We start from the raw sequence: 22082 nt of genomic DNA, 5'->3' as shown, positions 1-22082 counted from the left end.
CGTCGAAAGCTGGGTACGTCGTTGAGTCTGGCGCCGCGCAGGGGTCCGGCGCGCTGGTGCCGAGCCCCGTCTTGTACGGGGGAAAACCCCACCCCCGCCGGTTCGGTCAACCGCCCCCCGGCGGCGTAAAGCCAGATTAAGGACGGCCCTGGCACCGTCTCGTCCTCCGGCGGTACCAACCCTCCCCGAGACGTAGTACGGAGGTCCCCCTAGGGGCCGTCCACCCCACGGCGGAGGGCGCCCAGGGTCCTCTCCCCCCTCGGGCCCGTCCAGGTTCCACCCTCCCGCGACGTCAGGGTCAAGTGGGAAGCTGTTCGGCGGCAGATAGGTGCAAGGGGAAAGCAACAGAGAGGAACCCGGTGGGCAGTCCGAGACCCGCGATACGCGACACCGCAGGGCGCACCGGAACCGACAGACGCGGGGCGGTGGTCGCGGCCCTGATGCTGGCGATGGCACTGGCCGCGCTCGACTCCACCATCGTCTCCACGGCCGTACCGCAGATCGTCGGCGACCTGGGCGGCTTCTCGGTCTTCTCCTGGCTCTTCTCCGGCTATCTGCTGGCCGTGACGGTGACGCTGCCGGTCTACGGCAAGCTCTCCGACACCTTCGGCCGCAAGCCGGTGCTGATCGCGGGCGCGGCGGTGTTCCTGCTGGGGTCGCTGCTGTGCGCGGTGGCCTGGAACATGGCGGCGCTGATCGCGTTCCGGATCGTGCAGGGGCTGGGCGGCGGGGCCCTTCAGGGCACGGTCCAGACGCTGGCCGCCGATCTGTACCCGCTGAAGGAACGCCCGAAGATCCAGGCCAGGCTGTCGACGGTGTGGGCGCTGTCGGCGGTGGCCGGGCCGGGGCTGGGCGGTGTGCTGGCGGCGTACGCGGACTGGCGCTGGATCTTTCTCGTCAACCTGCCCATCGGGGCGGTGGCGTTGTGGCTGATCGTGCGTCATCTGCACGAGCCGGAGCGCGAGGCGGCGGGCACGCGCGCGCGTGTCGACTGGGCGGGCGCGCTGGCGGTGTTCGCGTGCGGGGGCGTGCTGCTGACGGCGCTGGTGCAGGGCGGGGTGGCCTGGCCGTGGCTGTCGGGGCCGTCGCTCGCCCTGTTCGCTGCGGGGCTGGCGCTGGCGGTGGTCGTGGTGCTGGTGGAGCGCCGGGCGGCCGAGCCGATCATCCCCGGGTGGGTGTGGCGGCGCCGGACGATCGCGGCGGTGAACCTGGCGCTCGGCGCGCTGGGGCTGCTGATGGTGGCGCCCACGGTGTTCCTGCCCACCTACGCCCAGGCGGTCCTCGGCCTGGCCCCGGTGGCGGCCGGATTCGTGCTGTCCGTCTGGACGTTGAGCTGGCCGGTGTCGGCGGCGCTGAGCCAGCACGTGTACCGCAGGATCGGCTTCCGCAACACGGCGATGCTGGGGATCGGCACGGCCGCGCTGATCCTGCTGGCGTTCCTGTTCCTGCCGTATCCGGGGCAGGCATGGCAGCCGATGCTGCTGATGCTGTTGCTCGGGGCGGCGCTGGGCCTGTTCCAACTGCCGCTGATCATCGGCGTGCAGTCGACGGTCGGCTGGTCGGAGCGCGGGACGGCGACGGCGTCGGTGCTGTTCTGCCGGCAGACCGGCCAGACGGTGGGCGCGGCGCTGTTCGGCGCGGTGGCCAACGGCGTACTGGCGGCGCGGCTCGGCGGGGCGAGCGACCTGGACTCGGTGACGCGGGCGCTGGACTCCGGCGGCGGGGCTCCGGAGGCCACCAGGCGGGCCATCGCCGACGCGGTGCACGCCGTGTATCTGGGGGCGTCGTGCGCGGCGGCGCTGGCCTTCCTGGTGCTATTGCTGCTGGCGCCGAGACGGTTCCCGGTGCTCAGGGAAGACGTCCTCAGGGAAGACGTCCCCAAGGAGGGTGCCCTCAAGGAAGACGGACGGTGACCTCGGGGCTGTCCGGCGACGGGCCGTCGAGCGCCGGCTGCGGCACGCCCTTCAGATGCAGGTCGAAGAACGCGGCGACGTACGCGCGCGTGAGGACCTGCGAGCGCTCATACGGCATCGGCGCGGTGTCCGGGATGCCGGCCAGCTCCGCGAGGAGAGGGACGTCGGTGAAGGAGCCGTGATCGGCCCCGGCGACGGTCAGCCAACGCTTCCAGCCGTCCAGGTCGGCCCAGCTCTGGCGCCAGGTCTTGTCGCCCAGCCGGTCCTCGGCCCCGAGCATCAGGAAGGGCCGCCCGTCGAGACCGCCGCCGGGGACCGCGGAGAAGAAGCTGCCGTCCATGTTCGCGCCGGCCCGCACGCGCGCGTCGCCGGCCATCGTCGCGGCCGCGGCATTGCCGCCGATGGAGTGCCCGGCCATCCCGATCCGCCCGGCGTCGATCACGCGCGCGTGCCGCCACGCCGGATGCCGCCCGGTCAGCCGGTCGAGCACGAACGACACGTCCCGCGCCCGGCTCTCGGCGACGGTCGAGCCGCCGATCGAGGAGAACTCGTCGCAGATGGCGCAGGGCAGCGTGCGCCCGTCGGGCAGGGTCGTACCGGCGTTCTCGTACGGATGGTCGACCAGCGCGACGACGTATCCGCGACTGGCGAGGTCCTCGGCCAGGCCGGTGAGGGTGGCGCGCGGGAACGTGAACCCGGGTGAGAGCACGACCAGCGGGAACCTGCCGTGCGCCGGGCGGGCGTCGGGGTGCGCCCAGGTGCGGACGCCGCTGATCGCCTCCGGCGCGACGGTGGCGTCCGGCGCCCTCAACTCCAGCAGGAACCGGGCCTCTTCGGTGGTCATGTACGGGGCCGTCGGTCCGCCGGTGCCGGGGCGGGCGGGGTAGTACATGGACACCATGAGCTGACGCGGCCCGGCGGACGGCACCCAGGGGTCCGGGCGGTCGGTGTCGACGAGGTGGCGGGTGCTGCGGCCGACGGGGTGCGGGCCGGTGGGGCGGGGCAGTTGGGCCGAAGCGGCGACCGGGGCGGCGGGGGCAGGGGCGGCGGAGGCGGGGACAGGGGCGGGGGCCGGCTCCGCGCCGGCGGCGGGCAGGGTCAGGGCAGGTCCGAGCACGAGCGCGGCGGACGCCGCCAGCGCTAAGAGGCGTGATCTGTTCATGCGGAGGACGGTAGGCCGCGGACCCCCGGCCTGGCGTCAGGCCGGGGGCGTAGTGCGGGGGTGCCCGTGGGGGTAGCGGTGTCGTACCGGAGTCGGACGACCACCGCGACACGGGCGCATACCCTTCCCCCATGGTGACCTTGGAGCGCCTGCGCGCCGACCACGCCGACGCCCTGCTGGCCTTCGAGCGCGAGAACCGGGAGTACTTCGCCCGGACGGTGCCGGATCGCGGGGACGCGTACTTCGCCGAATTCACGGCCCGCCTCAGGGCGCTGCTGGCCGAACAGGACGCCGGGATCTGCCACTCCCATGTGGTGCTGTCCGGCGAGGGACGCCTCCTCGGGCGGGTCAACCTGGTCGACGTCGAGGACGGCTGTGCCGAACTCGGTTACCGCGTGGGCGAACAGGCGGCGGGCAAGGGCGTCGCCACGGCGGCGGTCGCTCAGGTGTGCCGGCTGGCGGGGACGGCGTACGGGCTGACGTCCCTGGTCGCGATCACGACCCTGGACAACCTCGGCTCCCGGGCCGTCCTGGAGCGCAACGGCTTCTCGGTCGTGGAGAACATCACCATCGACGGCCGCCCCGGGATCCGCTACCGCAACAAAAGTCTGAGTTAATCCGGGTAACACCCCAGGTCAGGCACGGTTTGGCATAGCAAGCGCATACCGACCGCTCAGTTTGGTGAAACCCTCGCGTTGGCCGGTACTCCGAAGTAACGTGCGTGGCTCGCCGCCCCCCACCTCCCTGCGGTCCGCCGCACCGGACCCGAGCCACGCAAGGAGCACCGGGATGTCCTCCCCGCACGACCGGCACGACCGGCACGACCCGTACGACCCGTACGACCCTCACCACCCGCAAGACCGGTACGACCCGCGCGCCCCGTACACCCCGTACGACCCGTATACGCCGTCCCCTTCGCCACCCTCCCCGTCGCCGCCCCCCTCCCCGTCGTACGCCACGTACCCCTGGCGACCACCCGCCCCGCCCCAGCCACCCGCGGCACCCCCACGGCACCGCGCCCCGGACCACCCGCCGCTCGGGCACCACAGCGACCTCAGGGTCCTGCGCGGCGCCTACCGCTGGCAGCGGCGCGTGGCGACGCTCACCGCGCTCGGGTACTTCACGCTGTTTCTGATCCTGTCCGCCTTCGCACCCGGGTTCATGACCGGCACGGTCGCCGACGGGCTGCCCGCGGGACTCCTGCTCGCGCTGCTGCAACTGCCCGTCACCTGGCTGGCGATAGGTCTCTACGAGCACACCGCCCGGCGCTACGTCGACCCGCTCGCGGACCGCATCCGCAAGGAGGCCGCGCTGGACGCCAAGAGGGGAGCCGGGCGATGACGGACTTCAGTGGGAACGCGCAGGCGATGTCGCTGGTCGCCTTCTGCGCCGTGGCCACCATCACGCTGCTGCTGTGCGTGATGACCGGCCCGGACCGCGACGACCTCGACGAGTTCTACACGGGCTACAGCTCCCTGTCCCCCATGCGCAACGGCCTGGCGATCGCGGGCGACTACATCAGCGCGGCCACCGTGCTCGGCACCACCGGCGTGATCGCGCTGTGCGGCTACGACGGGATCGTGCTGGCGCTGAGCACGACCCTGTCGCTGATGCTGCTGATGTTCCTGCTGGCCGAACCCCTGCGCAACGCGGGCCGGTTCACCATGGGCGACGCGCTGGCACGCCGTATGCCCGGGCGGGGCGTACGCATCGCGGCGTGCGCGGTGACGCTGGCCGCGCTGCTGCCGCTGATGCTGGTGCAACTGGCGGGGACCGGGCAGTTGCTGGCGTTCATCCTGGGCTTCTCCGGCGACTCCCTCAAGACCGGGTGCATCATCGGGCTGGGCGTGCTGATGATCAGCTACGCGGCGATCGGCGGGATGAAGGGCACCGCCCTCATCCAGATCCTGAAGATGGTGATGCTGCTCGGGTCGGGCGCGGTGGTCGCCGTACTGGTGCTGCGGCGCTTCGACTGGGACCCGGGCGCGCTGTTCGACGCGGCGGCCGGGCGCAGCGGGGTCGGCTCGGCGTTCCTGGAGTCGGGCCTTCAGTTCGCGGGCGGCTCGTATCCCCGCCTCGACATGATCAGCTCCCAGCTCGCGGTCGTCCTCGGCGGCGCGGTGCTGCCGCACATCACCATGCGTATGTACACGGCGAGCGGCGCCCGTCAGGTGCGGCGGTCGATGTCCTGGGCGGTGTCGAGCGTGGCGCTGTTCGTGCTGGTGATCACCGTGGTCGGCTTCGGGGCGACGGCGCTGATCGGGCGGGAGGTGATCGCCGGGGCGGACCCGCAGGGCAACACGGCGTATCTGCTGGCCTCCAGGGCCGTCTTCGGCGCCGATGTCTCGACCGCGGAGTCCCTGCTGTTCACGGCGGTGACCACGGCCATCTTCCTGACCGTGCTCGCCTCGGTGGCGAGCATGATCCTCTCCTGCGCCAACTCCCTCGCCCATGACGTGTTCGCCACCCGGGTACGGGAGCTGAGCGGCCGTCACGAGATGACGGTGGCACGGCTGTCGGCGCTGGCGGTGGGCGTCCCGGCGATCGTGCTGGCGACGATGGTCCAGAACCGCAGCCTCCAGCCGCTGGTCACCCTGTCCTTCACCCTGGGCGCCTCGGCCATCGCCCCGGCCCTCGTCTACAGCCTCTTCTGGCGCCGGTACACCCGGGCCGGCCTGCTGTGGACCCTGATCGGCGGTTCGGCGGTCGTGCTGGCGCTGATGCCGTGGACGAATCTGGTCTCCGGCTCACCCATCTCGGCGTTCCCCGACGCCGACTTCAACTGGTTCCCGTTCACCACGCCCGGACTGGTGTCGATCCCGGCCGGGTTCCTGCTCGGGTGGCTCGGGACGGTCGTGTCGGGGCGGCGGGAGTCCGAGGAGCAGCGGCGGCAGTACGAGGCCGTGGAGGGGTGGATCCTGGCGGGGGCGGTGCGCAGGGGCGCGGATCAGAGGTGATCCGGTGACTGGAGGGAGCCGGAGGGAGCCGGAGGGTCCGGGGCGATCCGGTGTGCCGGCTCACTCCAGGGCGGCGGCCTGCCCCGTGAGCGCGGAGAGGCTGTTGCGCATCTGGCCGATGTGGGTCCGTACGTCGTCCCACATGTCACCGTGTTCGCGCAGCACCCGCTCCGTCTCCCGGGCGATCTCCTCCGACTTCTCCCGGGCCCGCGCGAGCAGTTCCGCCGCGCGGGCCTGCGCCTCCTCCTCCAGTTGCCGGGACGAGGCCTCCGCCTCCGCGAACGCCTGCTTCGCCTCGGCCAGCGCCGCCTCGGCCCGCGTCTGCCGCTCCCGCTCCACCGCCTCCTGCGCGGCCAGCCGCTCCTCGGTCTCCCGCTCGAGCTCGGCCCACCGCTCGGCGTGCTCCGCGGCCTGCTCGGTGAGCATCCGGGTGGTGCGCTGCCGCAGCTCGCGCAGCGCGAGAAGCTCCAGTCCGCGCTCGTCACGCACCGCGCGCCGGGCGGCGACCCGGATCTCGTCCGACTCGTCGCGCGCCGGGAGCAGCCGCTGATCGACATAGGCGTCGGCCTCCGCGAGCAGGGCGTCGGCGTGCTCCTGAGCCGCGTCCCGCAGGCCGTTCACCCACGCCTGCACCTCGTCCTTCAGGCGCTGTGCGTCCTGCCGCGCGCGCTCGCGCACGGCCTCGGCCTCCTCCTGCACCATCTCGAAGAGCCGGCGCGCCCCCTCCCCGAGCGACTCGTACGTCTGCGGGGCGAGCTGCGCCACCTCCTCCCGCAGCCGCTCCGCCTCGGCCTCCATCTCCTTGGCCAGCACGGTGAGCCGCGCGGCCCGTTCCCAGGCGGCGTCCCGGTCGCGGAAGAGGGCGTCGACATAGGCGTCGACCTGGTCGGGACGGTAGCCACGCCCTCGTACGACGACGAAGTCGTGGAGCGAGACCGGTGCGCTGCTCATCCTGAGAACCCCTCTCCATCGAACGGCTACGAAAATGATGATTTAGCGCACATCTTGATGTATCGGATGGAGAGGCTCATAACGCGACACTCCGGGCGAGGGGCGGGGCACGGGAGGCGCGGAGGGCGGAGGGAAGAGGCGCCGGAACACGGCAGAGGGCATAGGACAGGGATACGAAAGGGACGCGAAAGGGATGCGAAAGGGCCGACCCGGTCGTACACCGGGGCCGGCCCTTTCGCACACCACTCGGCCGGCGCTGTCAGCGGCGGCCGGGTGGCGTCACAGCAACCCGTCCCACATCTGCTCCAGCAGCACCGACCACCAGCTCTCCGGCGAGCCGAGCGCCGCCGGGTCGAGAGAGGCGAGCTGGGCCTGGAAGTCGACGGTCCAGCGGCCCGCCTGCTCCTGGTTGAGACCGAACCGAAGCCGCCACATCCGGCCGAGCAGCGCCAGGCAGCGCTGGAACTCCGGCAGGCCGGTGTTCACGAACTGCGGCGGTACGGGCGCACCGCCCGGGCCGGCCTCCACCGGCACGGCGACGATGTTCGCCGTCCCGTACTGCACACAGACGGCCTTGCCGAAGTCGCTGCCCATGACGAGGTACGACCCCGCGTCCGACGCCGGCTGCACCCCGCGCTCCTGCGCCAGCTCCGCCAGCGTCGGCACGGGCCGCCCGGGCTGGGCCTGCGCCCAGAAGAACGGACCCATGTCCATCGGCAGACCGCCGACCACCAGGCTGTGCGCCACGACCGGCGGCACGCCCTGCCGGGACACGGCGGCCTGCTCGAACCGGAAGAGACCCGGACCGAACGCCCCCGCCAGCTCCTGCGCCACGCCCTCCGGCGGAATCGGCGGCGCCGACTGCACCTGCGGCAGCGGGGCGCGCACCGGGGCCGGACGCGCGGGTCCGTCGGCCACCTCGTGCAACTCGCCCTGGTGAACGAGCAGTTGCTGCATGCCCTGCTGCCGGCTCGCGTGATCCGTGCCGTACGGCGCGATGGACGTGATGCGCGCCTGCGGCCACTGCTCCCGGATCATCCGCGCACAGTACGCACCCGGCAGCTCGCACGACTCCAACTCGGTGTGCAGCTCCAGCACCTGATCCGGCGGCACGTTCATACCGCGCAGCTCATGGAAGATCTGCCACTCCGGGTGCGGCGTACCCGGCGCGGAACGCCGAATGAGCTGCTGCTCCGACCCGTCCTGCGCACGGTAGCGAAGGACGGCCTGGTAGCCGGGGCCGACGGTGGGCTGGCCGGTGGGTTGTGGGGGGTAGCCGTACGAGGGCTGGGGCGGGCCTTGCTGCGCCGGGTGGCCGGGGGCGGGGTGGCCGGGCTGGCCGGGGCCGGGGTGACCGGGCGGGGGTGGGACGGCGCCTGGGGGCATGGGGGGCTGGGGCGCGCCGGGCATGCCCGGGGTGGGGGCGCCGGGAGCGCCGGGAGCCGGGGCGCCGGGAGCCGGGGCGCCCGGAGCTGGCGGAGCAGCACCCTGAGCCGGAGCGGCCGGGGCCTGCGGAGCGCCATGTGCACCGGGAGCACCGGGAGCACCAGGAGCACCAGGAGCACCAGGAGCACCAGGAGCACCGGGAGCACCGGGAGCACCGGGAGCACCGGGAGCACCGGGAGCACCGGGAGCACCGGGAGCACCGGGAGGCGGCATACCCGGTCCAGCCGGTGGCATGCCGGGGGCGCCTGGGGGCATGCCAGGGCCGCCCGGAGGCTGCGGCGCGCCGGGGGCCGGAGCCCCCGAAGCCTGCGGAACACCCGGAGCCGGAGCGCCCGGAGCCTGGGGAGCGCCCGGAGCTTGCGGCGGCGGCACCCCGGGCCCGCCCACCGGGGGCCCGGCCAGCACGGTCTCCGCGTGGTGCACGGCACCTCCCGCACCGCCCGAGGAGCCGGGAGCGCCCGGGGCACCGGGCGGCCGCGGCGCGCCGGGCATGCCCGGGGCACCCGGAGTACCCGGCGCGTTGGGGATGCCGGGCGGGTTCGGGGGACCGGGCGGCTGCGGCGCGCCGCCCATACCGCTCGGCTCGGCCAGCACGGTCGCGGCGTGGTGCACCCCACCGGGGGGCGTACCACCAGGCGTACCGGGCGGGTTGGGGGCACCCGGAGGCTGCGGCGCGCCGGGCATGCCGGGCGCGCCCGGAGCACCGGGCGGCTGCGGAAGGCCGGGCGGGTTCGGCGCACCGGGACCCTGGGGAGCCCCGGTCCCGGGGGCGTCCTGCGGCCCATCGGGCCCGAGCGACGACACAAGCTGCGTGGGCACGTAACCGCCACCCGACGCACCCGGAGCCGACGGCGCACCCGGCACCCCCGGCGGCGGAGGCGGCGCAACCCCGCCCCGCGCCCGAGGCGGCTCCGCCTTGCTCGTCACCGCATCGGCGATGTCCCCGGCATTCGGCGCGGACGGCTGCCCCGGCGCCCCGGGAGCACCCGGAGCCTGCGGCGCACCGGGCGCACCGGCGGGCCCACCTTGCGGGTAGCCGTAGGAGGGTGCGGGCGGCGGCGTACCGGGCGCACCCGCACCCTGCGGGTACCCGTACGACGGCGCCCCCGGCGGAGGCGGCGGCGTGCTCCCCGACGCACCCGGGGCACCCGCCGCACCTTCCGCCTCCTCATCGTCCACCGCCGGCGAAACCGCCGTCGGCGGAAGCTGGCTGCCGCCCGACATCAGGGCCGTCGCGGCGTCCGGCGGCGTGCTGTCGTCACCGCTGAGCGGCGGCGCGAACACCGTCTCCGGCAACGGCACGGAACGGTCCTCACCCGCATCGGCGTTGGTGTCCGTCCCCGCCCACGGAGTGGCCCCGTCGGGCACATCAGGCATCGCAGGCGACGGAGCGGCCGAGGACCCGGGCAACCCGGCACCATCGGAATCCGAACCCGAACCCGACTCCGAACCCGAACCCGGAGCCCCACCCCGCCGATCCGGAACCCCCAACTGATTGGCCGCCTCCTGCAACCACTCCGGCGGAGTCAGCAAAAACGACGTCTGGTTCAGATCCACCCTCGCCGGAGCAGCCGGCGCAGGCTCCGCGGCCGCGCCCGCACGGCCGTACTCCTCCTCGTACCGGCGAATCACCTCACCCACCGGCAGCGCGGGCCACAGCGTGGCCTCCCCGCTGTCCCGGGCGATCACCAGCCGCTGCGCGCCGCCGTCCGAACTCGGCCCGTCCGCGCGGTCCTCCGCCCACACCACGAACCCACGCTCGAACTCCCGCACCCGCACCTCACGATGCTGGTACGCCGGCAGGTCCCCGTTGATCCACTCCTCGGCGCGCTCCTGCGCCTGTGCGAACGTCACCATCGCGAAGCTCACTCCCCCACAGCCGCGGCCGCGACGGGCACCACACGCGCGAACCCACCGTCCACCATCAGATTCGCCACCGTCTCCAACTCCGGCGGAGAACCCGCCAGCCGGGACAGAAACGCGTCGAAGTCCTCACCGCACGGCATCAGCAGCCGCTCCACCCGCTCCGCCGGCGGCCACGAGGGATCCACGTCCCGCGCATCGTCGTACGCGCAGAACCACACCGAACCGATCCGCTCGCCCTTCACCTTCACGGCCAGCAGCCCGCCCTGGACGAAGCCGACACCCAGATAGTCCTTGGTCAGATGGTCGCGCAGACACTTGTTGACGTAGACCAGGTCATTGACCGCCGCCTCGTCCCGCACCGTGAACAGCGGCTGGTCGACCAGCAGGCCCAACTCCGCGTCCAACGCGGTCCCCACGGGCGCACACCCGCCCGCCGCCTTCAGAAACGACCGATACGCACCAGGCAGCCGATACCCGAGGTCCTCCTCGACACCCTGCGCCTGCGCCTCCGTCACCGCCACACCCGACTTCGGCAGCCGGAAGTGCGCCGGCCGCGTCTCCTGCAACGGCCGCGTCCCGCGCTTGTTCTGGTCCACCGCCGACGTGGCGATCCCACCGTGATGCCTGAGCAGCGCCTTCACCTCGACCGGAACCAACTCCAGCCGCCGCGTGCCCACCACGTGATGCCAGGTCCAGCCGTGCGGAGTCGCCACCGCCGGCACCGTGTCCCACAACTCGTGCCCCGACGCCGCCAGCGCCGCGTTCGCCGACACATAGTCCGTCAGCCGCAGCTCGTCGACGCCGAACCCCTCCGGCGGCTCCGCGATCTGAGCCGCCGCACGCGCGTACGGCGAGAAGTCGGGGTAACCCCGCTCGTCGACCCGTACTCCTCTCGGGTGACGGGACGCCCGTACCGGATCCGGGAAATGCACGACCTGCCCGGCGTAGGCCGCGTTCGGCGGCGCGGCTTGTCCCCCGGCCTGGCGGCCGGGAGGTGCCCCCAGCCCGAGCCGACCTGTCGTCATGGCGGTTGCCCCCTGCGGCGTTCTGATACGCGCCGCCACGACCACTCTCGGTCACAACGCCACGTATCGACTGTCTCGTCTGCGTCCACGCGTCACCGCATGGAAAGCGGTGCAGACAGCCTATGCGGTACGACGACACCGGTCACCGGCACCGGTCATCACCCCCTCCGCTTCCGTGACCAGCCGTCACCCCACCGTGACAGCCAGCCCAAACCCGGGCGTGTCGCGTCGCCCCAGCTTCCGCACCCGCCACGGCATTTGGCACTCTGTGACGTCCGAGAGCATGCACGGGGGATGCTCGGGAGGGGATGATGATCATGAACGCGACGCAGACAGGGCCGCACTCCGCGAGGTCCGGCGACCCCCGAATCGGCTGGAGCGCCACCGAAACCACGCACGCGCCCGCCCTCCACCACCGCCGCGACGGCATACTCCCCACCGTCGCCGCCGCCCTCTCCGTCCGCGGCGCCACACTCACCGGCACCGCCGCCCGCGGCGACCAGCCCCCCGAGCTGCACCACCTCGTACAGGACTTCCTCGACACCCTCACCAGCGGCGAACGCGACCGCTTCACCGGCCGCTGCGCCGAGACCATCCTCATCTCACGCCACATCACCGCCGCCGACGCCGCCCGCAGCAAACGCGCCGCCCGCAAACCCATGACCAACGGCGAAGCCCGCAAAGCCCTCAAACAGGCCAAGCTCACCGCCCGCCGCATCCGCGAGGACGGCGACCCCCTGCACGGCAGCTTCGCCGCCCCCTGCCGCGCCTGCACCGCCCTCAGCGCCCACTTCGGCGTCCGTATCGTCGACCCGACGGCAGCAGGCGGCTGACCCGCCACATCCACCGGATCCAGCGGATCCACCGGATCCACCAGTACGACCGCACCCAGCCGGGCGGCCAGGCGCTGCCGAGACACCCGGCGCACTCGACGATCGAAGGGCAGATGCACACCGACCGCACCTCAACCACCCGCTTCCCCGTCCCCGTCGACGCCGCCCTGCGCGCCGCCGGCTGGCAGCCCGGACGCTGGGACATCAAACAGGCCGAGGTCTGGGCCGACAGCCTGCGCGAACACACCTCACCCGCCGGCCACCGGCACGCCGTCTTCCCCGCCGCCGTCGAAGCCTGGGCCGAGTTCGGCGGCCTGCACATCACACCCACCGGCCCCGGCCGCCAGATCGCCCCCGCCCACCTCCACTTCGACCCGCTCCACGGCCTCCACATGGCCCGCACCCTCGGCGACCTCGGCCGCGCCCTCGACACCGAGGTCTGCCCCCTCGGCGCCGAGACCGACACCCAGGCCCTCCTCGCCATCGACACCGACGGCCGCGTCTACGCCCTCGACCACACCGGCGACTGGTACCTCGGCCCCGACATCGACCAAGCCCTCGCCGGCCTCGTCGCAGGCACCGAACCGGTACGACTCACAACCGGCTGAGCCCGGACAACAGCCCGCCTCACGCCGCCGGAATCACCGCCGACACCCGAAAACCCCCCGCATCCGTCGGCCCGGACACAAACACCCCGCCCAACGCGACGACCCGCTCCTTCATCCCCACCAGACCGTTGCCCCCCGACGGCAACCGAGCCGACGACGCCGACTCCGGCGGCGGCTCGTTCTCCACCTGCATCGCGATCTCCGACACCCGATGCGCCAGCCGCACATGCGTCTTCGCGCCCGCCGCATGCTTGTGCACGTTCGTCAGCGCCTCCTGCACCACGCGATACGCCGTCTGCTCGACCTCCGGCGCATACGCCCGCGTCTCGCCCTCCACGGACACATCCACGGCCATCCCCGCGGCCGCCGACTGCTCGATCAACTCGTCCAACTCGGACAGACAGGGCCCCTCGGCACCTCTCTCATCACCACCGGACCGCTCCCGATCGGCCGCGGCAGCGGCGGCAACCCCCACAGCGGCAAGCGGTACGACAACCCGCTGGGCCTTCTCCGCACCGGCACCCCCGCTGCGAAGCACCCCCAGCATCTCCCGCAACTCGGTCAACGCCTGCCGGCCCATGTCCCCCACCAGCGCCGCGTTCTTCACCGCCTTCTCGGGATCCTTCCGAGCCACCGCCTGCAGCGCAGCCGCATGCACCACCATCAGACTCACCCGATGCGCGACGACGTCATGCATCTCCCGCGCGATCCGCGTCCGCTCCTCGCCCCGCGCCCACTCGGCCCGCTCCTCCGCCCGCTCCGCGAGCAACTGCAACTCCCGCTCCAGGCTGTCCGCACGCTCCCGCAAGCTCTCCATCAGCCGCCGCCTGGCCCCCACATACAGCCCCAGCAGCAACGGCGGCGCGGTCACGCCGAGCGCCGTGGTGAGCGACGCGAACGGCACCACCCAGTCCCCGAAACTCAGCTCGCCCCGGTCCACGCCCTGCCGCATCCACACGAACATCACGATCAACGTGCCGACGAACGACATCCCGGCCAACGACGCGATGATCCGCCTCGGCAGCTCGGAAGCGGCGAGCGTGTACAGCCCGACGATGCCCAGCAGGAACCCCATCTGCGCGGGCAGCACGGCGATGGACACCAGCACGACCGCGATCGGCCACCGGCGCCGCAGCACCAGCACCGAACCGGCCAGCACCCCGAACACCACCCCCGCGGCCTCCGGAATCCCCGCGTCCCCCGCGAACCGGACCCCCTCGACACCGCACTCCACCGCGGACACGACGCCCAAACCGACGTCCAGCACCGCACTGCGCACCCGGCCCCACCACCACGGCCCCACCCCCGGCGGGACCTCGGCGCGCTCTTCCCCCGTCGTGGTCATGCCTCCAGCCTACGGGCGCGCGGCGGTGGATTTCTGGCGAGTTTTGCGGACTGGCCTACACCACAGTCCGTAACCGAACGAAAGCGAAACCGCCCGATATCCCTCGAACTGCTGAATCGCTCACTGTTCGACGCCGGAAGCGATCATTCCGCCCGGACGGTATGCCCATGGCACATCCACAGGGCAAATACTCCGACTTCGAGGGGCTGCGGGAGCGGGCGGTGGCGCTGCGGCGCGCGGGGCTCAGCCGACGCCAGATCCGCGACCGGCTGCACGTCGACAACAACGACATCCTCAACCGGCTGCTGGAGGGCGAGCCACCGCCGGCTTGGACGCGGCGCCCGAACGCGAAGGACGACCTACGGGACAAGGCACGGGAGCTGCGGCTCCAGGGCTGGACGTACGACCAGATCCAGGTGGAGCTGGGGTGCTCGAAGAGTTCGATCTCGCTGTGGGTGCGGGATCTGCCGAAGCCGGAGCGCAAGCGCACTCCCGAGGAGGCTTCGGCTATCGCCAGGCGAGGCTGGGAGGCCACGCTGAAGCGTCGCGAGGAGGAACGCCAGCATGCGAAGGCAACCGCCAAGCAAGCGGTAGGCGACCTGTCCGACCGGGAGGTGTTTCTGGCCGGTGTGGTCCTCTACTGGGCCGAGGGCGCCAAGGACAAGGCGTACAGCCGCCGGGAGCGACTGCACTTCATCAATAGCGACCCGAACGTCATCAGGTTCTTCCTGCGCTGGCTCGACGTACTCGGCGTAGAGCGCGAGCGCCTGCGCTTCCGGGTGAGCATCCACGAGTCGGCCAACGTGGCGGACGCCGAAGAGTTCTGGGCTCAACTCGTAGGCGTGGATCCAACCACGTTCCAGAAGGCGACACTCAAGAAGCACAACCCGAAGACGAGCCGGAAGAACACCTCGGAGGCGTATCGCGGCTGCCTGATCATCTACGTATTGAAGAGCGCCGACTTGTATCGTCGCATGGAAGGCGCTTGGTACGGCATAGTAGGAGGCGCCGCTCGACGACCTGACTAAATGTCCGGTTTGGTCGAGATATTCCCCCGTGGTGTAATTGGCAGCACTGTGGCTTTTGGTGCCATCTGTCCGGGTTCGAGTCCTGGCGGGGGAGCACATGCTCGGTTCGGGCCCTGACTGCCAACAGCTCAGTCAGGGCCCGCTCCCATACCCCCCACAAAACACCCCGGTATCCTGCGGATGTCACCCACCCCGCCACATCCGAAGGGCAAACCGTGAGCGCCATTCGCCCGGCAGCCGTCGTCGTTCTCGCAGCGGGTGAGGGCACCCGTATGAAGTCGGCCACACCCAAGGTCCTGCACGAGATCTGCGGACGCAGCCTCGTGGGGCATGTGCTCGCCGCCGCGCGTGAGTTGGACCCCGAGCATCTCGTCGTCGTGGTCGGCCACGCCCGTGAGCAGGTCACCGCCCGGCTCGGCGAGATCGACCCCGAGGTGCGCACCGCCGTGCAGGCCGAGCAGAACGGCACCGGGCATGCCGTGCGGATGGCCCTGGAGGAGCTGGGCGACACGGTCGACGGGACCGTGGTCGTCGTCTGCGGAGATACTCCGCTTCTCACCGGGGAGACCCTGACCCGCCTCGCCGCCACCCACTCTTCCGACGGCAACGCCGTGACCGTGCTGACCGCCGAGGTGCCGGACGCGACCGGTTATGGGCGGATCGTGCGGGACGGGGCCTCGGGGGCCGTGACGGCGATCGTCGAGCACAAGGACGCGTCCGAGTCCCAGCGGGCGATCCGGGAGATCAACTCGGGCGTCTTCGCCTTCGACGGACGGCTCCTCGCCGACGCTCTGGGCAAGGTGCGGACCGACAACAGCCAGGGCGAGGAGTATCTGACCGACGTGCTCGGCATTCTGCGCGAGGCCGGTCACCGCGTCGGTGCGTCCGTCGCCGCCGATCACCGTGAGATCGCCGGGATCAACAACCGGGTGCAGCTCGCCGAGGCGCGGCGGATTCTCAACGACCGGCTGTTGACGGCGGCGATGCTCGCCGGCGTCACGGTCGTCGATCCGGCGACGACCTGGGTGGATGTGACGGTCACGTTCGAGCAGGACGCGGTCGTGCAGCCGGGTACGCAGCTGCGGGGCTCCACCCATGTCGGCGCGGGCGCGGAGGTCGGGCCCAACAGCCGGCTGACGGACACCAGGGTCGGTGCCGGGGCGCGGGTGGACAACACGGTGGCCGACAGTTCGGTGGTCGGGGCGCAGGCGAGTGTGGGGCCGTTTGCCTATTTGCGGCCCGGGACGCGGCTGGGCGCCAAGGGCAAGATCGGTACGTACGTCGAGACGAAGAACGCCTCGATCGGTGAGGGGACGAAGATCCCGCATCTGTCCTATGTCGGTGACGCGACGATCGGTGAGTACAGCAACATCGGTGCGGCGAGCGTCTTCGTGAATTACGACGGACAGGACAAACACCACACCACGGTCGGCTCGCACTGCCGTACCGGGTCGGACAACATGTTTGTGGCTCCGGTCACGGTCGGGGACGGTGCGTACACCGCTGCCGGGTCTGTGATCACGAAGGATGTGCCGCCCGGTTCGCTGGCCGTGGCCCGTGGTCAGCAGCGGAATATCGAGGGTTGGGTGGCTCGTAAGCGTCCGGGCAGTGCTGCCGCGAAGGCGGCGGAGGCGGCTTCTCGGCAGGTCGAGAGCGAGGACTGACCGGAAACGGGCGCGTCAAACACGGCGTACCGTGATAAGTGCACACCCGCACACCCAGCTGAGACACCTCTGAGGAGACAGTGCTGTGACCGGGATCAAGACGACCGGCGAGAAGAAGTTGATGTTCTTCTCCGGCCGCGCCCACCCCGAGCTTGCCGAGGAGGTCGCCCACGAGCTGGGTGTCGGGGTTGTCCCGACGAAGGCCTTCGATTTCGCCAACGGTGAGATCTATGTCCGTTACCAGGAGTCGGCGCGTGGCGCTGACTGCTTTGTGATCCAGAGCCACACGGCTCCGATCAATCAGTGGATCATGGAGCAGTTGATCATGATCGATGCGTTGAAGCGCGCGTCGGCTCGCTCCATCACGGTCATCGTGCCGTTCTACGGTTACGCGCGGCAGGACAAGAAGCACCGTGGGCGTGAACCCATCTCGGCGCGTCTGATCGCGGATCTGATGAAGACGGCGGGTGCGGATCGCATCCTGACGGTGGATCTGCACACCGACCAGATTCAGGGTTTCTTCGACGGCCCCGTCGATCACCTCTTCGCTCTTCCTCTGCTCGCGGACTATGTGGGCGACAAGGTGGACAAGGAGAAGCTGACGGTCGTGTCTCCGGACGCGGGGCGGGTGCGGGTGGCGGACCGCTGGTGTGACCGGTTGGGTGCTCCTCTCGCCATCGTGCACAAGCGGCGGGACAAGGACGTGGCGAATCAGGTGACCGTCCACGAGGTCGTGGGTGAGGTCAAGGGCCGGGTGTGTGTGCTGGTCGACGACATGATCGACACGGGTGGCACGATCTGTGCGGCGGCGGACGCGCTGTTCGCGCATGGTGCGGAGGATGTCATCGTGACGGCGACGCACGGTGTGCTGTCGGGGCCGGCGGCCGACCGGTTGAAGAACTCGCGGGTGAGTGAGTTCGTGTTCACGAACACGCTGCCGACGCCGGGTGAGCTGAGCCGGGATCTGGACAAGCTGACGGTGCTGTCGATCGCGCCGACGATCGCGTCGGCGGTGCGTGAGGTGTTCGAGGACGGTTCGGTGACGAGTCTGTTCGACGAGCAGTAGGGATCCTTGTTGTAGGGATCCTTTGCTGTAGAGATCGTTTTGGGTGCGGCCTCCGGGTCCGAGTAGACTGTTTCAGTTGCTCGGCGAGGGAGGCCGTTTCCGTTTCTGCGGGATGCGGTGGTCCGTTATCGACGCGCTCTTCGTAGCAGGCCGTTCGTGGCCGGGTGACCACGTCCGTTCCTAGTTTCTGCGAGGAGTGATCCGCATGTCCGAGGTAAAGATCTCCGCCGAGACCCGCACCGAGTTCGGTAAGGGTGCCGCCCGTCGTATCCGTCGTGACGCGAAGGTTCCGGGTGTTCTGTACGGGCACGGTGCCGACCCGCTGCACCTGACGCTTCCGGGCCACGACCTGCTGCTGGCGCTGCGTACGCCGAACGTCCTGATCTCCCTGGACATCGACGGCAAGACCAACGAGCTGGCGATCCCGAAGGCCGTGCAGCGTGACGCGATCAAGGGCTTCCTGGAGCACGTCGACCTGTTGCTGGTGAAGCGTGGCGAGAAGGTCACGGTCGAGATCCCGGTGCACACCGAGGGCGAGCTGGCCGCGGGTGGCAACCTGCTGGAGCACGTGCTGAACACGCTGCCGGTCGAGACCGAGGCCACGCACATCCCCGAGTCCGTCACGGTGTCCGTGGAGGGTCTGGAGGCCGGTGCCTCCATCCTGGCCAAGGACATCACCCTGCCGAAGGGGACCACGCTGGCCGTCGAGGAGGACGCGGTGGTTCTCCAGGTGCTGTCCGCGCAGGCCGAGGAGGCCCCGGAGGGCGAGGCGGCCGAGGGCGAAGAGGCTGCCGAGGCCTGATCCTCGCCGGCCGTTTTCGACGGTTCGTCGGCCGCTGTTCCCGTGCGGGGCAGCGGCCGACGCGTATCAAGGAGACATGGACGTGACGACCGACGCCAATGCCCCGTGGTTGATCGTGGGCCTCGGCAATCCCGGGCCGGAGTACGCCATGAACCGGCACAACGTCGGGTTCATGGTGGCCGATCTGCTGGCCGGGCGGATCGGGGGGCGGTTCAAGCGGGCGGGCAAGGCGCAGGCGCAGGTGGTGGAGGGCCGTATCGGTCCGCCGGGGCCGGCGAACCGGCGGGTGATTCTCGCGAAGCCGATGTCGTACATGAATCTGTCGGGTGGGCCGGTGAACGCCTTGCGTGATTTCTACAAGGTGCCGGTGGCGAACATCGTCGCCGTCCATGACGAGTTGGACATCGACTACGGGATGCTGCGGCTGAAGCTCGGTGGTGGGGACAACGGGCACAACGGGTTGAAGTCGATGACGAAGGTGATGGACGCGGACTATCACCGGGTGCGGTTCGGTATCGGGCGTCCTCCGGGGCGTATGCCGGTCGCCGACTTCGTGCTGAAGGACTTCTCGTCGGCGGAGCGCAAGGAGCTGGACTACTTCGTGGACCGTGCGGCGGATGCGGTGGAGTGTCTGGTGATCGAGGGCCTGGAGCGGGCGCAAAGCACGTACAACTCCTGACTTGTCCGGCTGTCCGGCCGGGCCGAGGTTGACCGGGCGTGCGGGCATGGCCAAGGATCGCGGCCATGCCTTCTGCCGTTGTTTCCAGTCAAGGCGCGGTCGCCGTGCTGCGGTTCGGGCGCGTCGCGGCGATGGGCACGGTCGCCGTGCTGATCCTGATCGCGGGTGTGTGGGCCTCGTGGGGCACCGCTCATCATGTGATGCTCACGAAGGGCCGGGAGAGCGGCACGATCGAGGTGACGCGTTGTGGTGCGGACACCTGCAGCGGTCTCTATACGCCGGTCTCGGAGGGTTCGCGGGCGCGCGAGTCGGTCGTCGTCGAGAAGAGCGTGGCCGTGCGCAAGGGGCAGACGTACACGGTCGTGGTCAAGCCGGGCAGTGACGATGTCGTACGGTCCGGGCCCGCGGGTGTTCTCTATGCCTGGGTTCCGATGGGTGGGGCGCTGTTGCTGGCGTCGATCGTGGTCGCGGGCGGGTTGCGGCGGACGCGGTTGGCGTGGGTGATGGCGGGGTCGGGGGTCGCGTTGCTGACGGCGGCATTCGTGACGATCTGAGGTGTGTGCCGTTCTCCATGTCTGTGGAGGATGTGAGTGTTGTCTGTTCGTGATTGACCTGAGGTCAGTGCGGGCTGGATGCTGAGCCGCCCCCTCCACATCTTCCCGTTCCTTCACGAAGATGGATAACTGCCTCATGCGTACCCTCCACCGCGTCGGCGCCCTGTCCGCCGTCGCCGCGGCCGCCGTTCTCTGTGCCCCGGCCGCCGCTCACGCCACTGCTCCGGGTGACAACGGCACCGTCAAGATTCATGACGCCTCCACCGGCGAGGAGTTGCGCCGCAACGAGCCGCACGTGTGTGAGTTCTATCTGGACGCGTTCGGGTTCGACGGCGTCCAGCAGGTTTCGTGGCACATCGAGGCCTGGGCCCCGACGGCCGCCGTCAAGGGCGAGACCGTGGAGTCCGGCGAGATCACGCTGGACGGCGAGGGCCATGGCCGTACCGAGGACCTGACGCTGCCCGACGGGCACTACAAGCTGTTCTGGAACTTCGAGGGCGAGAAGGGGTCCGCGAAGCACAAGGTGTTCTGGACGGACTGTGCGGACGAGGAGGAGGGCGGCGGTACGGCCACGCCGTCGGCCTCGGAGTCGGAGTCGGAGACGCCGGGCGGGTCGACGGCCGAGCCGTCGTCGAGTCCGTCCACGTCGGCCGCGGCCGCCCCGTCGTCGTCCCCGTCGGCGCAGGGCGCGGAGGGTGACCTCGCGGAGACCGGCAACGGTGCTCCGGTGGGTCTGCTGTCCGCGGCCGCCCTGGCGCTGCTGGGTGTGGGCGGCTACCTGGCGTTCCGGCGTCGTCAGGCCTGACGCGCGCGACTGAATGAGCGGTGCCCCCGTGCTCGTACGGCGAATTCCAGGGGTTGTTGCAACACAAGTGATCAACTGGCTGTGGCCAGGAGCTTAGCGAGGCGCTCGGCTGGGGTTTCCCAGCCGAGCGTTTTGCGTGGGCGGCTGTTGAGTTCGGCGGCGACGGCAGCCAGGTGCTCCCGGCTGTGCCGGGACAGGTCGGTGCCCTTCGGGAAGTACTGCCGCAGCAGGCCGTTCGTGTTCTCGTTCGAGCCGCGCTGCCAAGGACTGGCTGGGTCGCAGAAGTAGACCGGGATGTCGGTGGCGAGAGTGAATGCCTTGTGCGTGGCCATCTCCGAGCCCTGGTCCCAGGTCAGGGACCGCTTCAGGTGCGGCGGAAGCGATGTGACGGCTTCGATCAGGGCGTCTTGGGTGCTGGCCGCGCTGTGGTCCTCGGGCAGTGGTGCGAGCAGGACGTAGCGGGTGCTGCGCTCGACGAGGGTGGCGATGGCCGACTTGCCTTCCTTGCCGATGATGAGGTCTCCCTCCCAGTGCCCGGGGACGGCCCGGTCGGCGGCTTCGGCGGGCCGCTCGCTGATCATCACCATGTCTCTGATGTTCCGGGGCTGGCGCTTGTAGGACTGCCGGTGCGGCCGGCGCATGGCCCGTCCGGAGCGCAGGGCGCGGGTCAGCTCGCGGCGCAGTTCACCGCGGCCCTGGACGTAGAGGGCCTGGTAGATCGTCTCGTGGACCACGTGCATCTCCGGCCGGTCGGGAAAGGCGGTCCGTAGAGCCTGGCAGATCTGCTCAGGGCTCCAGCGCAGTGTGAGGTGGTGCTGGATGAAGCCCCGCAGTTCGGGGTTCTGCCCGATCTTGCCCGCCTTGGGGCGGGGCCTGCGCTGCTCGGCGCGGCGGTGGGCGGCGTGCGGCCGGTAGGCCCAGCGGGAGGCGTCCCCGCGCAGTGGCATGCCGTTGCGGCGTATCTCCCGGCTGATGGTCGACGGGCTGCGGCCCAGCTCAGCGGCTATCTGCCGGACAGATGCCCTCTCGCGGAGCCGGTCGGCGATGTAGATGCGGTCCTCCTCCCGGAGGTACCGCGACGGGCCGGAAGCCGAAGCCTCCACGGTGATGGGAGGCTTCGGCTTTCCGTAGGTCGGTGAGTGGTGGCCGTTGCGCCACCGCTTGCCGGTTCGCAGGTTGATCCCGACGATCCGGCAGGCTTCTCTGCTGCTGTACCCCTGACGCATGAGCTGGAGATATACCTCCCGCTCACGCGTCAGCCGACGGCCGCCCCCACCACGTCTGTCCTTGCGGATCTCGAAGTCCATCGCACCCCTTGAGCTGGGGTGTTGCGACGACCACTAGAACTCAAGTACGAAGCACGGGGGCACCGTTTGTC

The 22082-nt window shown here is 70.8% G+C and carries 19 protein-coding genes and 1 tRNA gene; 14 read left to right on the top strand and 6 right to left on the bottom strand.

Going from position 1 to position 22082, the window contains the following annotated elements; genetic code table 11:
* Positions 1-359 precede the first annotated feature (359 nt).
* Positions 360-1913: an MFS transporter gene (locus tag IM697_RS05395; RefSeq protein ID WP_194045247.1), complete on the top strand. Its 1554-nt coding sequence runs from the start codon at positions 360-362 to the stop codon at positions 1911-1913.
* Here IM697_RS05395 and IM697_RS05390 read toward each other — a convergent pair.
* Positions 1894-3075, bottom strand: a complete 1182-nt coding sequence (locus IM697_RS05390; protein ID WP_194045246.1) for an alpha/beta hydrolase family protein — start codon at positions 3073-3075, stop codon at positions 1894-1896. The two genes, IM697_RS05395 and IM697_RS05390, sit on opposite strands and share 20 nt — an antisense overlap.
* A gap of 131 nt (positions 3076-3206) precedes the next feature.
* On the opposite strand from IM697_RS05390, the gene IM697_RS05385 reads away from it, so the two are divergent.
* From IM697_RS05385 to IM697_RS05375, 3 genes are all read left to right on the top strand, one after another.
* The gene (locus IM697_RS05385) at positions 3207-3692 is read left to right on the top strand and encodes a GNAT family N-acetyltransferase (protein ID WP_194045245.1); all 486 of its coding nucleotides are present in this window, start codon (positions 3207-3209) and stop codon (positions 3690-3692) included.
* Positions 3693-3864: 172 nt separating this feature from the next.
* Positions 3865-4416 carry a DUF485 domain-containing protein gene (locus IM697_RS05380; protein ID WP_194045244.1) on the top strand — a complete coding sequence of 184 codons (552 nt, stop codon included), beginning with the start codon at positions 3865-3867 and terminating at the stop codon, positions 4414-4416.
* Positions 4413-6032: a sodium/solute symporter gene (locus IM697_RS05375; protein WP_194045242.1), complete on the top strand. Its 1620-nt coding sequence runs from the start codon at positions 4413-4415 to the stop codon at positions 6030-6032. Before IM697_RS05380 ends, IM697_RS05375 begins: the two co-directional genes overlap by 4 nt.
* A gap of 60 nt (positions 6033-6092) precedes the next feature.
* Here IM697_RS05375 and IM697_RS05370 read toward each other — a convergent pair whose 3' ends face one another.
* From IM697_RS05370 to IM697_RS05360, 3 genes are all read right to left on the bottom strand, one after another.
* A complete protein-coding gene (locus IM697_RS05370; RefSeq protein WP_194045240.1) occupies positions 6093-6983 on the bottom strand; it encodes a cellulose-binding protein in 891 nt (296 codons plus the stop codon).
* A gap of 279 nt (positions 6984-7262) precedes the next feature.
* The gene (locus IM697_RS05365; protein ID WP_194045238.1) at positions 7263-10286 is read right to left on the bottom strand and encodes an SUKH-4 family immunity protein; all 3024 of its coding nucleotides are present in this window, start codon (positions 10284-10286) and stop codon (positions 7263-7265) included.
* Between the two features lie 8 nt (positions 10287-10294).
* Positions 10295-11320, bottom strand: coding sequence for an SMI1/KNR4 family protein (locus tag IM697_RS05360; RefSeq protein WP_194045236.1), 1026 nt, complete (start codon positions 11318-11320; stop codon positions 10295-10297).
* 308 nt (positions 11321-11628) lie between these two features.
* Between IM697_RS05360 and IM697_RS05355 the strand changes: the two genes are divergently transcribed.
* Both IM697_RS05355 and IM697_RS05350 read left to right on the top strand, forming a co-directional pair.
* Positions 11629-12153 carry a YwqJ-related putative deaminase gene (locus tag IM697_RS05355; RefSeq protein WP_194045234.1) on the top strand — a complete coding sequence of 175 codons (525 nt, stop codon included), beginning with the start codon at positions 11629-11631 and terminating at the stop codon, positions 12151-12153.
* Positions 12154-12266: 113 nt separating this feature from the next.
* Positions 12267-12761: an SUKH-3 domain-containing protein gene (locus IM697_RS05350; protein ID WP_194045232.1), complete on the top strand. Its 495-nt coding sequence runs from the start codon at positions 12267-12269 to the stop codon at positions 12759-12761.
* A gap of 19 nt (positions 12762-12780) precedes the next feature.
* Here the strand turns inward: IM697_RS05350 and IM697_RS05345 are convergent, their stop codons facing one another.
* Positions 12781-14106, bottom strand: coding sequence for a sensor histidine kinase (locus tag IM697_RS05345; RefSeq protein ID WP_194045230.1), 1326 nt, complete (start codon positions 14104-14106; stop codon positions 12781-12783).
* 167 nt (positions 14107-14273) lie between these two features.
* Between IM697_RS05345 and IM697_RS05340 the strand changes: the two genes are divergently transcribed.
* The 8 genes from IM697_RS05340 (at position 14274) to IM697_RS05305 (ending at position 20704) form a co-directional block, all read left to right on the top strand.
* Positions 14274-15134: a hypothetical protein gene (locus IM697_RS05340; protein ID WP_194045228.1), complete on the top strand. Its 861-nt coding sequence runs from the start codon at positions 14274-14276 to the stop codon at positions 15132-15134.
* A gap of 22 nt (positions 15135-15156) precedes the next feature.
* A tRNA-Gln gene (locus IM697_RS05335) sits at positions 15157-15228 on the top strand.
* Between the two features lie 121 nt (positions 15229-15349).
* The gene (gene glmU, locus IM697_RS05330) at positions 15350-16798 is read left to right on the top strand and encodes a bifunctional UDP-N-acetylglucosamine diphosphorylase/glucosamine-1-phosphate N-acetyltransferase GlmU (RefSeq protein ID WP_194045226.1); all 1449 of its coding nucleotides are present in this window, start codon (positions 15350-15352) and stop codon (positions 16796-16798) included.
* An 85-nt stretch (positions 16799-16883) separates the two neighbouring features.
* Positions 16884-17864, top strand: a complete 981-nt coding sequence (locus IM697_RS05325; protein WP_194045224.1) for a ribose-phosphate diphosphokinase — start codon at positions 16884-16886, stop codon at positions 17862-17864.
* A gap of 205 nt (positions 17865-18069) precedes the next feature.
* On the top strand, positions 18070-18666 hold the full coding sequence (locus IM697_RS05320; protein WP_194045222.1) for a 50S ribosomal protein L25/general stress protein Ctc: 597 nt from the start codon (positions 18070-18072) through the stop codon (positions 18664-18666).
* Positions 18667-18742: 76 nt separating this feature from the next.
* Positions 18743-19345 carry an aminoacyl-tRNA hydrolase gene (gene pth, locus IM697_RS05315; RefSeq protein WP_194045220.1) on the top strand — a complete coding sequence of 201 codons (603 nt, stop codon included), beginning with the start codon at positions 18743-18745 and terminating at the stop codon, positions 19343-19345.
* 65 nt (positions 19346-19410) lie between these two features.
* Entirely contained in the window at positions 19411-19899 is a 489-nt protein-coding gene (locus IM697_RS05310) for a hypothetical protein (protein ID WP_194045218.1), read from the top strand.
* A gap of 136 nt (positions 19900-20035) precedes the next feature.
* A complete protein-coding gene (locus IM697_RS05305; RefSeq protein ID WP_194045216.1) occupies positions 20036-20704 on the top strand; it encodes an LPXTG cell wall anchor domain-containing protein in 669 nt (222 codons plus the stop codon).
* A 71-nt stretch (positions 20705-20775) separates the two neighbouring features.
* Here the strand turns inward: IM697_RS05305 and IM697_RS05300 are convergent, their stop codons facing one another.
* Positions 20776-22011 carry an IS30 family transposase gene (locus tag IM697_RS05300; protein ID WP_194043207.1) on the bottom strand — a complete coding sequence of 412 codons (1236 nt, stop codon included), beginning with the start codon at positions 22009-22011 and terminating at the stop codon, positions 20776-20778.
* Positions 22012-22082 lie beyond the last annotated feature (71 nt).

Source organism: Streptomyces ferrugineus (assembly GCF_015160855.1).
In the GTDB taxonomy this organism is placed as follows: domain Bacteria; phylum Actinomycetota; class Actinomycetes; order Streptomycetales; family Streptomycetaceae; genus Streptomyces; species Streptomyces ferrugineus.
The sequence above is the reverse complement of the archived record's forward strand: the minus strand, read 5'-3'. Positions and strand labels throughout refer to the sequence as shown.